This is a genomic window from Pseudomonas sp. No.117 (assembly GCF_054558395.1).
Genome location: NZ_BAAJNP010000009.1, coordinates 248,098 through 260,953 on the forward strand (window position 1 = coordinate 248,098; position 12,856 = coordinate 260,953).

16 protein-coding genes are annotated in these 12,856 nt (G+C 66.8%); 14 read left to right on the plus strand and 2 right to left on the minus strand.

Annotated features, from left to right (window positions below):
* Positions 1-11 precede the first annotated feature (11 nt).
* Positions 12-590, minus strand: a complete 579-nt coding sequence (locus ACYJP6_RS22100; RefSeq protein WP_459477874.1) for a Maf family protein — start codon at positions 588-590, stop codon at positions 12-14.
* 99 nt (positions 591-689) lie between these two features.
* On the opposite strand from ACYJP6_RS22100, the gene ACYJP6_RS22105 reads away from it, so the two are divergent.
* The 13 genes from ACYJP6_RS22105 to ACYJP6_RS22165 all read left to right on the plus strand — a co-directional run bounded on the left by ACYJP6_RS22105 (position 690) and on the right by ACYJP6_RS22165 (position 10,689).
* The gene (locus ACYJP6_RS22105) at positions 690-1,217 is read left to right on the plus strand and encodes a YceD family protein (RefSeq protein ID WP_459477876.1); all 528 of its coding nucleotides are present in this window, start codon (positions 690-692) and stop codon (positions 1,215-1,217) included.
* A 10-nt stretch (positions 1,218-1,227) separates the two neighbouring features.
* Positions 1,228-1,410: a 50S ribosomal protein L32 gene (gene rpmF / locus ACYJP6_RS22110; RefSeq protein ID WP_007160601.1), complete on the plus strand. Its 183-nt coding sequence runs from the start codon at positions 1,228-1,230 to the stop codon at positions 1,408-1,410.
* Between the two features lie 24 nt (positions 1,411-1,434).
* Positions 1,435-2,406, plus strand: a complete 972-nt coding sequence (gene plsX, locus ACYJP6_RS22115) for a phosphate acyltransferase PlsX (protein WP_459478070.1) — start codon at positions 1,435-1,437, stop codon at positions 2,404-2,406.
* Between the two features lie 82 nt (positions 2,407-2,488).
* Positions 2,489-3,424 (plus strand): ACP S-malonyltransferase, encoded by a 936-nt coding sequence (gene fabD, locus ACYJP6_RS22120; protein WP_459477879.1) that lies wholly within the window; start codon positions 2,489-2,491, stop codon positions 3,422-3,424.
* A 16-nt stretch (positions 3,425-3,440) separates the two neighbouring features.
* The gene (fabG, locus tag ACYJP6_RS22125) at positions 3,441-4,184 is read left to right on the plus strand and encodes a 3-oxoacyl-ACP reductase FabG (RefSeq protein WP_459477881.1); all 744 of its coding nucleotides are present in this window, start codon (positions 3,441-3,443) and stop codon (positions 4,182-4,184) included.
* Positions 4,185-4,350: 166 nt separating this feature from the next.
* Positions 4,351-4,587: an acyl carrier protein gene (gene acpP, locus ACYJP6_RS22130; protein ID WP_007160597.1), complete on the plus strand. Its 237-nt coding sequence runs from the start codon at positions 4,351-4,353 to the stop codon at positions 4,585-4,587.
* A gap of 137 nt (positions 4,588-4,724) precedes the next feature.
* Complete coding sequence (fabF, locus tag ACYJP6_RS22135) at positions 4,725-5,969, plus strand: beta-ketoacyl-ACP synthase II (protein ID WP_459477884.1); 1,245 nt, start codon at positions 4,725-4,727, stop codon at positions 5,967-5,969.
* Positions 5,969-6,781 carry an aminodeoxychorismate lyase gene (gene pabC, locus ACYJP6_RS22140; protein WP_459478072.1) on the plus strand — a complete coding sequence of 271 codons (813 nt, stop codon included), beginning with the start codon at positions 5,969-5,971 and terminating at the stop codon, positions 6,779-6,781. The genes fabF and pabC overlap by 1 nt, the downstream gene beginning before the upstream one ends.
* A gap of 3 nt (positions 6,782-6,784) precedes the next feature.
* Positions 6,785-7,843: an endolytic transglycosylase MltG gene (gene mltG / locus ACYJP6_RS22145; protein ID WP_459477886.1), complete on the plus strand. Its 1,059-nt coding sequence runs from the start codon at positions 6,785-6,787 to the stop codon at positions 7,841-7,843.
* Entirely contained in the window at positions 7,840-8,478 is a 639-nt protein-coding gene (tmk, locus tag ACYJP6_RS22150; RefSeq protein WP_459477888.1) for a dTMP kinase, read from the plus strand. Before mltG ends, tmk begins: the two co-directional genes overlap by 4 nt.
* Positions 8,471-9,454: a DNA polymerase III subunit delta' gene (locus ACYJP6_RS22155; protein WP_459477890.1), complete on the plus strand. Its 984-nt coding sequence runs from the start codon at positions 8,471-8,473 to the stop codon at positions 9,452-9,454. Before tmk ends, ACYJP6_RS22155 begins: the two co-directional genes overlap by 8 nt.
* Positions 9,455-9,493: 39 nt before the next feature.
* Positions 9,494-9,850: a PilZ domain-containing protein gene (locus ACYJP6_RS22160; RefSeq protein WP_017641886.1), complete on the plus strand. Its 357-nt coding sequence runs from the start codon at positions 9,494-9,496 to the stop codon at positions 9,848-9,850.
* Positions 9,851-9,906: 56 nt separating this feature from the next.
* Positions 9,907-10,689: a TatD family hydrolase gene (locus ACYJP6_RS22165; RefSeq protein ID WP_459477893.1), complete on the plus strand. Its 783-nt coding sequence runs from the start codon at positions 9,907-9,909 to the stop codon at positions 10,687-10,689.
* 215 nt (positions 10,690-10,904) lie between these two features.
* On the opposite strand, the gene ACYJP6_RS22170 is transcribed toward ACYJP6_RS22165, so the two are convergent.
* The gene (locus ACYJP6_RS22170; RefSeq protein ID WP_459477895.1) at positions 10,905-12,035 is read right to left on the minus strand and encodes an aminotransferase class V-fold PLP-dependent enzyme; all 1,131 of its coding nucleotides are present in this window, start codon (positions 12,033-12,035) and stop codon (positions 10,905-10,907) included.
* A gap of 172 nt (positions 12,036-12,207) precedes the next feature.
* Between ACYJP6_RS22170 and ACYJP6_RS22175 the strand changes: the two genes are divergently transcribed.
* Positions 12,208-12,849, plus strand: a complete 642-nt coding sequence (locus tag ACYJP6_RS22175) for a TetR/AcrR family transcriptional regulator (protein WP_058764584.1) — start codon at positions 12,208-12,210, stop codon at positions 12,847-12,849.
* The last annotated feature ends 7 nt before the right edge of the window (positions 12,850-12,856 follow it).

Consider the following 12,856-nt stretch of genomic DNA (forward strand, 5'->3'; position numbering starts at 1 on the left):
TGGCAGGTGACCTAGGGCATCTGCTGCCCGGCCGCGCGCAGCAGCGCGGCCAGGCGGATGAGGGGGAGGCCGATCAGGCTGGTCGGATCATCCCCCTGCATGGATTCGAACAGGGCGATGCCGAGGCCCTCGGCCTTGAAGCTGCCAGCGCAATCATAGGGTTGCTCGGCGTGCAGGTAGCGGTCGATGGTCGCAGGGTCCAGCTGGCGAAAGCGCACCCGGAACTCCACCACCTCGCTGCGGCACTCGCCGGTGCGGCTGTCCAGCAGCGCCAGTCCGGTATGGAACACCAGGGTGCGGCCACTGGCCCGCGCCAGCTGTTCCTGCGCACGCTCATGACTCAGGGGCTTGCCGAGGATCTCGCCATCGATGGCGGTGGCCTGGTCGGAGCCGATGATCAGGGTGGGCTCCGGCTGGTCGGCGAGGGCCGCGGCCTTGGCCCGGGCCAGGCGCTCCACCAGCTCCCGCGGGCCTTCGCCTGGCAGTGGCGTTTCGTCGATGTCGGGCGACCGGTGGGCGAAGGGCCGGTGCAGCCTTTCCAGCAATTGGCGGCGGTAAGGTGAACTGGAAGCGAGTAGAATAAGAGGCATCAGTTTGTTCTCGGGCGAGGTCGACCAGAGGTCGGTCGGCGTCGCTTCGGGGTTAATTTCCTTTGACAGCCGTAAGGCCGTCCCTATAATGGCGCGCTTATGTTGAATGGGCCAATTCCACCTCAGGTCGATCCTCGCAAATTGGCGGATCGCGGCGTCACCCTCAAGGGTGAGCTGCCTCTCGCGAACATGCGGCGTGTCGGCGAGCAGCTCGTGAAGTCCGAAGGCGCGGTAGCCGTCGTCCTCGACTTCGGGCGTGATCAACAGCGGCAGTTCGTCATCCACGGTGTCCTGGACACCGCGGTCGAGATGATTTGCCAGCGTTGTCTGGAGCCGGCAGTGCTTCCCATCCACAGCGAATTCGATTTCGCCGTGCTCTGGGAAGGGCAGTCGGCCGATGCCTTGCCACAGGGTTACGATGCCCTGGAGGTTGGCGAAGATCCCCTGGATCTGCATAGCCTGGTCGAAGAGGAGCTGTTGCTCGCGCTGCCGATCATTCCCGTGCATCCAGAAGGGGCTTGCCAGCATCCGGAAGGTTTCGAGGCGCCCGAAGAGCCGGCGGACGAGGAAAAGCGACCCAACCCGTTCAGTGTACTTGCGCAGTTGAAGCGTGACCCAAACGTTTAGGAGTTAAATCATGGCTGTTCAGCAGAACAAAAAATCCCGTTCCGCTCGCGACATGCGTCGTTCGCACGATGCCCTCGAAGCGAACGCCCTGTCCGTGGAAAAGAGCACCGGTGAAGTTCACCTGCGCCACCACGTGTCGCCCGACGGTTTCTACCGCGGTCGCAAAGTGATCGACAAGGGTTCCGACGAGTAATCCTCGATCGAAACCGTCATCGCGATCGATGCAATGGGCGGGGACTTCGGTCCCCGCTGCATTGTTCCTGCTTCACTCCGCGCGCTCGCGCGTTTCCCCGCCTTAAGTCTTCTCCTCTGTGGTCAGCGCGACGCCCTGTCGGCCTGGTCACCGCCCGCTTCCCTCGCCAGCCGCCTGCATTTCGACTACGTCGACTCCGCCGTAGGGCCCGATGAGCGCCCCGCCAGCGTCGTGCGCAGCCGTGCCCGCACCTCCATGCATGCCGCCTTGGAGGCTGTCCAGCAGGGGCGTGCCCAGGGCTGCCTGAGCGCGGGCAACACCGGGGCCTGGATGGCGCTGGCGCGATCCCTGCTCGGCACGCTGCCGGAAATCGACAGGCCCGCCATGATGTCGGCGCTGCCCGGCCGGGGAGAGCACCAGACGCTGCTGCTCGACCTCGGTGCCAATCTCGACACCACTGCCGAACAACTGCTGCAGTTCGCCTATCTGGGCGCAGGTGCGGCCCAGGCACGGGGCCTGGCACGGCCACGGGTGGCGCTGCTCAATGTCGGGCGCGAGCCGGGCAAGGGGACGCCGGTGATCCAGGAGGCCGCGCGCCGGCTCGCCGAGAGTCGGACCTTCGACTTCATCGGCTTCGTCGAGGGCAGCGATCTCTACGCCGCGGCGGCGGACGTAGTGGTCTGCGATGGCTTCACCGGCAACGCCGTGCTCAAGTCCGGCGAGGCGCTGTTGCGCCTGCTGGTCGAGCGCAGCGGCACGGCCTCCCCGCTCGAGCGCTGGCTGCTGCAGCCCTGGCTGGCCCGGCGTTTCCGCCACTGGGATCCGGAGCTGCGCAACGGCGCCAGCTTTCTCGGACTCAACGCCGTGGTGGTGAAAAGCCATGGCGCGGCAGGCGAAGTCGGTCTCGTTCAGGCCATCGAGCGTGCCCTGCGCGACGTGGAGACTGATCTCCCCGGGCGGATCCGGTTAAACTTGGCGGCTCTGAAAGCGGTGTGACCGACCGGTCGACACCGACATCTCAGTCTGTCAGTGGCGAAACAGAGTGTTCGCCCGCAATGGACCCACAAGAGACCTGCCTATGTCTGCCTCTCTCGCTTTCGTCTTTCCCGGCCAGGGTTCCCAAGCCCTGGGCATGCTGGGCGAGCTGGCCACGCACCATGCGCTGATCGGTGAAACCTTCGCGGAAGCCTCCGCCGTGCTCGGCTACGACCTCTGGGCGCTGACCCAGCAGGGCCCGCAGGAGTCGCTCAACCAGACCGACCGTACCCAGCCTGCCATCCTGACCGCATCCATCGCGCTGTGGCGGCTGTGGCTGGCCGAAGGCGGCGCCAAGCCGGCCTATGTCGCCGGTCACAGCCTGGGCGAGTACTCGGCGCTGGTCGCTGCGGGCAGCCTGCCGTTCGCCGAGGCGGTCCGCTTGGTGGCTCGCCGCGGCGAGCTGATGCAGCAGGCCGTACCGGCCGGGCAGGGCGGCATGGCCGCCATCCTCGGTCTGGAAGACGCCCAGGTGCTGGCCGCCTGCGCTGAAGCCGCCCAGGGTGAGGTGGTGAGCGCAGTCAACTTCAATGCCCCGGGCCAGGTGGTCATCGCCGGTACCGCCGCGGCGGTGGAGCGCGCCATCGAGGCCTGCAAGGCGCTGGGCGCCAAGCGTGCCGTGGCGCTGCCGGTCAGCGTGCCGTCGCACTGTGAGCTCATGCGTCCGGCGGCCGAGCGCTTCGCCGAGGACGTGCGTGGCTGCACCTGGAGCCAGCCCGAGATTCCGGTGGTGCAGAACGTCAATGCCGGCGTCAACACCGAGCTGGCCAGCCTCCAGCAGGACCTGTTGGCCCAGCTGTACAGCCCGGTGCGCTGGGTCGAGTCCGTGCAGTACCTGGCGACCCAGGGCATCACCCACCTGGTGGAGTGCGGCCCGGGCAAGGTCCTGGCCGGTCTGAACAAGAGATGCGTCAAGGGCGTGGAAACGCTGGCCCTGGATACCCCCGACGCCTTCGCCGCCGCCCGCGCGGCTTTTTGAATCCGAGGAAAACGAGATGAGTCTGCAAGGTAAGGTCGCCCTGGTCACGGGCGCCACGCGTGGCATCGGTCAAGCCATCGCCCTGGAACTGGGTCGGCTGGGCGCCACCGTGATCGGCACCGCGACCAGCGAGGCGGGCGCCCAGCGCATCGCCGAGTCGCTCAAGGCCAACGGCATCGAGGGCACCGGGCTGGTGCTCAACGTCTCCGACAACGCCTCCGTCGCGGCCGCCCTCGAGCAGGTCCAGGCCCAGTTCGGCGCGCCGTCGATCCTGGTCAACAACGCCGGCATCACCCGCGACAACCTGATGCTGCGGATGAAGGACGAGGAGTGGTTCGATGTGATCGATACCAACCTGAACAGCCTGTTCCGCCTGTCCAAGGCCGTGCTCAAGGGCATGACCAAGGGCCGCTGGGGTCGCATCGTCAGCATCGGCTCGGTGGTCGGTGCCATGGGCAACGCCGGCCAGGCCAACTATGCCGCGGCCAAGGCCGGTCTCGAGGGCTTCACCCGGGCGCTGGCCCGCGAGGTGGGTTCGCGTAACATCACCGTCAATGCCGTGGCTCCCGGTTTCATCGACACCGACATGACCCGCGAGCTGCCGGAAGCCCAGCGCACCGCGCTGCTGACCCAGATCCCGGCCGGCCGCCTCGGCCAGGCCGATGAAATCGCCAAGGTGGTGGGTTTCCTGGCGGGCGAGGGTGCGGCCTATGTGACCGGCGCCACGATCCCCGTGAACGGCGGAATGTACATGAGCTGACCGGCGTTACCCCGCGCGGCTATTGCGCTAAGCTGGTAAACTGTCGGACCAGCAATGGCCGCGCGTACGTCTTAATGTCGCGTCAGCTTGAAATACGGAAATCCCTTTCTATACACTTACGCGCAATCCGTTGTGCGGATTTTTCCTTTAGGAGTGAGAACACGGTATGAGCACCATCGAAGAACGCGTTAAGAAGATCGTCGCTGAGCAGCTCGGCGTGAAGGAAGAGGAAGTTACCAACAGCGCTTCCTTCGTCGAGGATCTGGGCGCCGACTCCCTTGACACCGTCGAACTGGTGATGGCTCTGGAAGAGGAATTCGAGACCGAAATCCCGGACGAGCAGGCTGAGAAGATCACCACCGTCCAGGAAGCTATCGACTACATCGTTGCTCACCAGCAATAAGTAGTCCCTAGTTTCGGACATCAAAAGCCGCACGTCCTGCAGGGCGTGCGGCTTTTCTTTAGGTCCAGGGTCTAGCTCGTTGGAATCGGCTTTTTTTAGGTGGGTTGGCCGCCCCGGAAGGACAAGAGGAGTTGGGTGTGTCGCGTAGACGTGTCGTGATCACGGGTATGGGCATGGTATCGCCGCTTGGCGCCGATGTGGCGAGCAGTTGGGAGGGCATCCTGGCCGGTCGCAGCGGTATCGCGCCGATCGAGCATATGGACGTCTCTGCCTTCAGCACGCGGATCGGCGGATCGGTCAAGGGATTCGACGTGGAGCAGTACCTGTCCGCGAAGGAAGCCCGCAAGCTGGATCTGTTCATCCAATACGGTCTCGCTGCCAGCTTCCAGGCCATGCGCGACAGCGGCATCGAAGTCAACGATGGCAACCGCGAGCGGATGGGTGTCGCCATGGGTTCCGGCATCGGTGGCCTGACCAACATCGAGGCGAATTGCCAATCGTTGCTGGCTCAGGGTCCGCGCCGTATTTCCCCCTTTTTCGTACCGGGTTCCATCATCAACATGGTGTCCGGTTTCCTGTCGATCCACCTGGGTCTGCAGGGGCCCAACTATGCCATCGCCACCGCCTGTACCACGGCGACGCACTGCATCGGCATGGCCGCGCGCAACATCGCCTACGATGAGGCCGATGTCATGGTCGCTGGTGGTGCGGAGATGGCGACCTCGGGTCTGGGCCTGGGTGGCTTCGGTGCCGCCCGTGCCCTGTCCACGCGCAATGACGATCCGACCCGTGCCAGCCGGCCCTGGGATCGCGACCGCGACGGCTTCGTGCTGTCCGATGGTGCCGGCGCCCTGGTGCTCGAGGAATACGAGCATGCCAAGGCCCGTGGCGCGCGCATCTATGCCGAGCTGATCGGGTTCGGCATGAGTGCGGACGCCTTCCACATGACCGCCCCGCCGGAAGACGGCGCCGGCGCCGCCCGCTGCATGCGGGCGACCCTCAAGGACGCCGGTATCGCGCCGGAAGCGGTCGACTACGTCAATGCCCACGGCACCTCCACCCCGGCCGGCGACCTGGCCGAAGTGGCGGCGCTCAAGCAGGTGTTCGGCGAGCAGGCCAGGCGTTTGAGCGTGAGCTCGACCAAGTCCATGACCGGTCACCTGCTGGGTGCCGCCGGCGCGGTGGAAGCTATCTTCACGGTGCTCGCCCTGCGCGACCAGGTGGCGCCGCCCACCATCAACCTGGACAATCCCAGCGACGGCTGCGATCTGGATTTCGTGCCCCACGAGGCGCGGCAGCGGCCCATCGAAGTGGCCCTGTCCAATTCGTTCGGCTTCGGTGGCACCAACGGCAGCCTGGTGTTTCGGCGCTTCACCACTTGATCCAGGACTGGCTCAACGGCCAACCCCTGGGCGCCGGCCTGCAGCGCGACCGGGGCCTGGCCTACGGTGATGGACTGTTCGAGACCATCGCCGTGCGCCGCGGCCAGCCGCGCCTGCTGGAGCGGCACCTGCAACGGCTGGCCACGGGTTGCCAGCGACTGCGGATCCCTTGTGACATCGCCCAGGTCGGCGCCGAGGTCCAGGCCTTCGCGGCCCAGCTGGGCGAAGGCGTCGCCAAATTGCTGGTCACCCGCGGCGATGGCCTGCGGGGTTATGCCTCGCCCGCGGCACCCGAGGTGCGGCGGCTGCTGCTGGGATCGCCCACCCCCGCCTATCCAGCGGCCCATGCCGTCGAGGGAATCGCCCTCTATCCCTGCCAGACGCGCCTGGCCAGCCAGCCGCTGCTGGCCGGGCTCAAGCACCTGAATCGACTGGAGCAGGTGCTCGCCCGTGACGAGTGGCGCGCGGCGGAGTACGCCGAAGGTCTGATGCTCGACCAGGATGAGCGCCCCATCGAGGGGGTGTTCAGCAATCTGTTCCTGGTTCGCCAGGGGCGGTTGCTGACGCCGGCGCTGGAGCGCTGCGGGGTCGCCGGAGTGCTGCGCGGCCTGCTGCTCGACCTCGCCGCCCAGCAGGGGCTCGCCAGCGAGGTCCGGCCGCTGTCCCTCGCCGAGCTGACCGGGGCCGACGAAGTCTTCCTCTGCAATAGCCAGTACGGTATCTGGCCCGTGCGCCGGTACGCAGCGGCGAACTGGTCGGTAGGGCCGCTGACCCGTAAACTGCAAGGTTCGATAAACGAGATTCTGGAATAGCCGATGCGCAAGGCGAGAGCTCTGCTTACGGCGCTGCTGGCCGGCGCCGGCCTGCTGCTGGTCCTGGCCGGCTGGCGCCAGCACCAGGCGCTGATTCAGCCGCTGAAGGTCGCAAGCGAGCAACTGATCGAGATTCCCAAGGGCGCCACCCCGGGCGGCAGCCTGCTGCGCCTGGAAGACCAGGGCGTGCTCACGGGGGCCTTCTGGCTGCGCCTGTACTGGCGCTTCAACCTGGCCGACCAGACGCTGCACAGTGGCGAGTATCGCCTGACCCGTGGCATGACGGTGCAGGAGCTGTTCACCCTCTGGCGCAAGGGCGAGGTGGTGCAGTACGGCCTCACCCTGGTGGAGGGCTGGAACTTCCGCCAGGTCCGTGCCGCCCTGGCGCGGCAGCCCAAGCTCGAGCATGACACCGAAGGCCTCGACGATGCCGCCCTGATGAAGCGCCTCGGCCTGGACGGCGAGCACCCCGAGGGCCGCTTCTTTCCCGATACCTATCGCTATGTGAAGGGGCAGCGCGAGTCGGATCTGCTGCGCCAGGCCAACCAGCGCCTGCAGGCGGTGCTCGACCAGGAATGGCAGGAGCGCGATCCCAGCGTTCCTTACAAGGATGCCTACCAGGCGCTGATCATGGCCTCGCTGGTGGAGAAGGAGACCGGTGTCCCCAGCGAGCGCGACGAGATCGCCGGGGTCTTCGTCCGCCGCCTGGCCGCCAACATGCTGCTGCAGACCGATCCGACGGTGATCTACGGCATGGGCGAGCGCTACGCCGGGCGGATCACCCGCGCCGATCTGCGCGAGCCGTCGCCCTACAATACCTACCTCAATGCGGGGCTGCCGCCCACGCCCATCGCCATGCCCGGCCGTGAGGCCATCCATGCGGCCCTGCATCCCAAGGACGGCGACAGCCTCTACTTCGTCGCCCGCGGCGACGGCAGCCACGTCTTCTCCAAGGATCTCGAGGCGCACAACCAGGCGGTGAAGGACTTCCAGCTCAAGCGGCGCGCCGACTACCGTTCGAGTCCTGCACCCCAGACGCCGGACAGCAAGGAAACCCCATGACCGGAACAGGCCTGTTCATCACCCTCGAAGGCCCCGAGGGCGCCGGCAAGAGCACCAACCGCGACTATCTCGCCGAATTGCTGGGTGCCAGCGGCCGCGAGGTGGTGCTGACCCGCGAGCCGGGTGGCACGCCCCTGGCGGAGCGGATCCGCGAGATCCTGCTGGCACCGGCGGCCGAGCCCATGGCCGTGGATACCGAGTTGCTGCTGATGTTCGCCGCCCGGGCCCAGCACCTGGCCCAGGTCGTCCGGCCGGCCCTGGCGCGGGGCGCCCTGGTGCTCTGCGATCGTTTCGTCGATGCCACCTACGCCTACCAGGGCGGCGGCCGCGGTGTGCCCGTGGAACGCATCGCCACCCTGGAAGCCTTCGTGCTCGGCGACCTGCGACCCGACCTGACCCTGGTGTTCGACCTGCCCGTGGAAATCGGCCTGGCCCGCGCCGCCCGGCGTGGCGCCCTGGACCGCTTCGAGCAGGAACAGCGTGCCTTCTTCGAGGCGGTGCGCCAGACCTATCTGCAACGTGCCCAGGCCGTGCCCGAGCGTTATCGGATCATCGATGCCTCCCGCAGCCTAGCCGAGGTGCAAGCCGACCTGCGTGCCCTGGTCGCCCGCCTGGAGCCGGCGTTCGGTGGCTGACGTCTATCCCTGGCAGCAGGCGCTCTGGGCGCGGATCTGGCCGCGGCCACAGCATCCCCATGCCTATCTGCTGCATGGGCCGCGCGGCATCGGCAAGCGCGACCTGGCCGAGCGACTCGCGCATCTGCTGCTGTGCCAGTCGCCCCAGGGCGAGGCGCCTTGCGGTCAGTGCAAGGCCTGTGCGCTGCTGAAGGCGGGTACCCATCCCGACTACTGCGTGATCCAGCCGGACGAGCCCGAGAAGCCCATCCGGGTCGACCAGATCCGCGCCCTGGTGGATTTCGTCACCCAGACCGCCCAGCTCGGCGGGCGCAAGCTGATCCTGCTGGAGCCGGTGGAGGCGATGAACCTCAATGCCGCCAACGCCCTGCTCAAGAGCCTGGAAGAACCCTCGGGCGCGACCGTGCTGCTGCTGGTGAGCCACCAGCCGAGTCGCCTGCTGCCCACGGTGCGCAGCCGCTGCGTGCAGCAGGCCTGCCCGGTACCGTCGCGGGCCGCGAGTCTCGCCTGGCTGGGCGAACGCCTGCCGGAGCTCGCCGAGGAGGTCCGTCTGCAGCTGCTGGTGCTGGCCGGTGGCTCGCCACTGGCGGCGCTGCGCCTGCACGGCGAAGACGTGCTCGCCCGCCGGGCCCTGGTGGTGGAGGGGGTGAAACGCCTGCTCAAGCGCCAGGCAGCCCCCAGCCAGCTGGCCGAGACCTGGACCGCCGTGCCCCTGCCGCTGCTGCTCGACTGGTTCTGCGAATGGACCCACGGCGTGCTCCGCCAGCAGTGGGGCGGCGCCGATGGGGAAGCCGCGCCGGACATGGCTAAGGTGCTGGGTTACCTGGCCGAAAAGAGCGCGCCGCACGAGGTGTTGGCGCTGCAGGAATGGCTGCATGCCGAGCGGCAGAAGGTGCTGGGCAAAGCCAACCTCAACCGCGTATTGTTGCTGGAATCGCTGCTGATCCGCTGGGCCGATCTGGTGCCCGGACGCTAGCGAGCCGCGCGTCCGTCTTGCCTGTCTCGAGAGAATCTCATGAGTTTGCCGCAGAACCTGGGCCCCCGTAATGGCATCCTGTCCCTGACCATCAAGGACAAGTCGGTGCTCTATGCCGCCTACATGCCCTTCATCCGCAATGGCGGGCTGTTCATCCCCACCGGCAAGACCTACAAGCTGGGCGATGAGGTCTTCATGCTGCTCAATCTGATGGATGAGCCGGACAAGATCCCGGTCGCCGGCAAGGTGGTCTGGATCACCCCCAAGGGTGCCCAGGGCAACCGCGCGGCAGGCGTCGGGGTGCAGTTCAACGAAGGCGACAACACGGCGCGCAACAAGATCGAAACCTATCTGGCCGGCTCGCTGAAGTCGGACCGTCCCACCCATACCATGTGATGCCTTCGCCGTCCCGCTCGGGGCGGGGCGTCGCGGCTGATTCAAGGCTATCTCTCGTGCACTTCGTCGACTCCCACTGTCACCTGGATCGACTCGATCTTTCCCTCCACGACGGCTCCCTGGATGCAGCGCTGGATGCCGCGCGCGCCCGGGGCGTCAGCCAGTTCCTCTGCATCGGCGTCGATGCCGGCAACGCCCCTACGGTACAGGCCCTGGCCGAGCGCTATGCCGACGTCCACTGCGCGGTGGGCATCCATCCGCTGGATGCCGCCCAGGGCAACGCCATCGATCTCGACTGGCTGCTGGAGCGGCTGGCCCATCCCCGCGTCGCCGCCATCGGCGAGACCGGCCTGGACTATCACTACCAGCCGGATACCGCTGAGATCCAGCAGCGCTCCTTCGCCCTGCACCTGGAGGCGGCCCGCCGCACGGCGCTGCCGCTGGTGATCCATACCCGCGAGGCGCGCGCCGACACCCTGGCGATGCTGGCCGCGACGGACCTGCCCGGGGCGGGCGTGCTGCACTGCTTCACCGAGGATTGGGCGACCGCCAAGGCCGCGCTGGACCTGGGCTTCTACATCTCCTTTTCCGGCATCCTGACCTTCCGCAACGCCGCCGAGCTGCGCGAGGTGGCCCGCCAGGTGCCGGCCGATCGCCTGCTGGTGGAAACCGATTCGCCCTACCTTGCCCCGGTGCCCCACCGGGGCAAGGCCAACCTGCCGCAATTCGTGGTGGAGGTCGCCCAGTGCCTGGCCGATGTCCGCGGCGTCAGCCTGGCAACCCTCGCCGAACAGACCACCGCCAACTTCCAACGGCTGTTTCCCCGCGCCTCGGGCTAGGCAAAAAAATGGCCCGGGTATCCTGGGATACCCGGGCCGGACCAGCGGTTCGCCGGATGGGCGGACTGCCTGCCTGGATCTCGCCGCGGGGGTCGGCGCGACCAGTCCCTTGAGTATTGGTCAGCCCCGGCAAAGGTCCAGCCGCAACTGGACATTTTTTAAACAGTTTTGGAATAGCGCCGCTCTGGCACTGGGCTAACTGAAAGGTCAGGCGATTAAAAGCGTGCCAGTGCCCGGATCAGGTCCAGCGTCTGCTCCAGCACGTGCTCGCTGGTGTAGAAGTGCGGCGACAGCCGGATGCCCGGTCCACGCTGGGCGCAGATCACGTCGGCGGTCTTGAGGCGCTCGAACAGCTGGCGGTTGTCCCAGCCTTCGAGCGAGAAGGTGAGGATGCCGGAGCGGCGCTGCGGATCGAGTGGCGAATGCAGGACCGCACCGGGCAGCTGGCGGATCTGGCTGTCCAGCAGTTCGACTCGCGCCAGCAGGTCCTGGCCCACCTGGGCCATGCCGGCATCCTCCAGCAGCGACAGGCTGGCCTCCAGGGCCACGGCGCCGAGCATGTTTGGGCTGCCGCATTCGAATCTCATGGCCGTTTTCGCCGGTTGCCATTCGCGCTGGCTGTAGTCGCCGGCGTTATCCAGCATATGCCAGCCGTATTCGTGCAGTTTCAGCTGCTCGCGCAGGTCGGCGCGGCAGTAGAAGACCCCCAGGCCTTCCGGGCCGAGCAGCCACTTGTGGCCGTCGGCCATGGCGAAGGCGCAGTTGCAGGCCTGGACATCGAAGGGCAGGGCGCCCAGTTGCTGGATGGCGTCGACGCACAGCAGCACGCCCCTGGCCTCGCAGCCCTGGCCCAGGGTGGGGAGATCGAGGCGCAGGCCGCTGGCGTACTGCACGGCGCTGATGGCCATCAGGCGGGTCCGCGGACCGCAGGCGGCGAGCAGATTGGCCTCGGGGGTTTCGCCCAGGGTCACCTCCACCACCTCGACGCCGAAGCGCGCCAGGGCCTCCCAGACCACCCGGTTGGACGGGAACTCCTCGTCGCTGATCACCACCTGGTCGCCGCTCTGCCAGTCCAGGCCGAAGGCGACGAAGGACAGCGCCTCGGAGGTGTTCTTCACCAGGGCGATGTCGCTACTCGCCGGGGCGTTGAGCAGCCGCGTCAGGCGCTCCCGCAGGCGCTGCTCCAGGCCCAGCCAGGTCGGGTAGTTGCGCGCGCCGTACTGGCAGTTCTCGGCGGCGAATTCGGTGACGGCCTGCGCGGCGCGCTTGGGCCAGGGGGCCACGGCCGCATGGTTGAGATAGCGCATGGCGTAGGCCTGCGGGAATTCGTGCTTCCAGGAAGACATTGACTCGATCCGTACAATCTGGGTGTGATGGGGCATAATAAGGGGCGCGCCCGCGCGGTTCACCGATGCTTTCGGGGGAGCCCGCCCAAGGTGTGACGAAGTGCCGGTAAGCCGAGGGGCGACCGGCGATTCGCAGGCCCTATCCCTTTTTCAAAACAACAAGTGGGCTGCCATGCAGAAAGAATCCCGCAAAGTCCGCGAGTTCCGTCGCCGCGAACAGGAAATCCTCGACACCGCGCTACAACTCTTCCTCTCCGAAGGAGAAGACAGCGTCACCGTCGAGATGATCGCCGAGGCGGTCGGTATCGGCAAAGGCACCATCTACAAGCATTTCAATTCCAAGGCCGAGATCTATCTGCGGTTGATGCTGGATTACGAACGGGACCTGGCCGAGCTGTTCCAGTCGGACAACGTCGCCCGAGACCGCGAGGCGCTCTCCCGCGCCTATTTCGAATTCCGCATGAGCGATCCGCAGCGCTACCGGCTGTTCGACCGGCTCGAGGAAAAGGTGGTCAAGACACGGCAGGTGCCCGAACTGGTCGAGCAGCTGCACAGCATCCGCACCTCGAATTTCCAGCGGCTGACCAGCCTGATCGAAGGCCGGATCGACGAGGGCAAGCTCGAGGACGTGCCGCCCTATTTCCATTACTGCGCTGCCTGGGCGCTGGTGCACGGGGCCGTGGCCCTTTACCATTCGCCGTTCTGGCGCGACGTGCTGGAGGATCAGGAAGGTTTCTTCCAGTTCCTCATGGATATCGGCGTCCGCATGGGCAATCGCCGCAAGCGGGATGTCGAAACGCCTGTCCGATCCTAGGGTCCGA

What these genes read in the sequence shown, in the direction of transcription:
- ACYJP6_RS22100 (WP_459477874.1), bottom strand. Translation starts at nt 590, where the DNA reads ATGCCTCTTATTCTACTCGCTTCCAGTTCACCTTACCGCCGCCAATTG.
- ACYJP6_RS22105 (WP_459477876.1), top strand. Translation starts at nt 690, where the DNA reads ATGTTGAATGGGCCAATTCCACCTCAGGTCGATCCTCGCAAATTGGCG.
- rpmF (WP_007160601.1), top strand. Translation starts at nt 1,228, where the DNA reads ATGGCTGTTCAGCAGAACAAAAAATCCCGTTCCGCTCGCGACATGCGT.
- fabD (WP_459477879.1), top strand. Translation starts at nt 2,489, where the DNA reads ATGTCTGCCTCTCTCGCTTTCGTCTTTCCCGGCCAGGGTTCCCAAGCC.
- fabG (WP_459477881.1), top strand. Translation starts at nt 3,441, where the DNA reads ATGAGTCTGCAAGGTAAGGTCGCCCTGGTCACGGGCGCCACGCGTGGC.
- acpP (WP_007160597.1), top strand. Translation starts at nt 4,351, where the DNA reads ATGAGCACCATCGAAGAACGCGTTAAGAAGATCGTCGCTGAGCAGCTC.
- mltG (WP_459477886.1), top strand. Translation starts at nt 6,785, where the DNA reads ATGCGCAAGGCGAGAGCTCTGCTTACGGCGCTGCTGGCCGGCGCCGGC.
- tmk (WP_459477888.1), top strand. Translation starts at nt 7,840, where the DNA reads ATGACCGGAACAGGCCTGTTCATCACCCTCGAAGGCCCCGAGGGCGCC.
- ACYJP6_RS22160 (WP_017641886.1), top strand. Translation starts at nt 9,494, where the DNA reads ATGAGTTTGCCGCAGAACCTGGGCCCCCGTAATGGCATCCTGTCCCTG.
- ACYJP6_RS22170 (WP_459477895.1), bottom strand. Translation starts at nt 12,035, where the DNA reads ATGTCTTCCTGGAAGCACGAATTCCCGCAGGCCTACGCCATGCGCTAT.
- ACYJP6_RS22175 (WP_058764584.1), top strand. Translation starts at nt 12,208, where the DNA reads ATGCAGAAAGAATCCCGCAAAGTCCGCGAGTTCCGTCGCCGCGAACAG.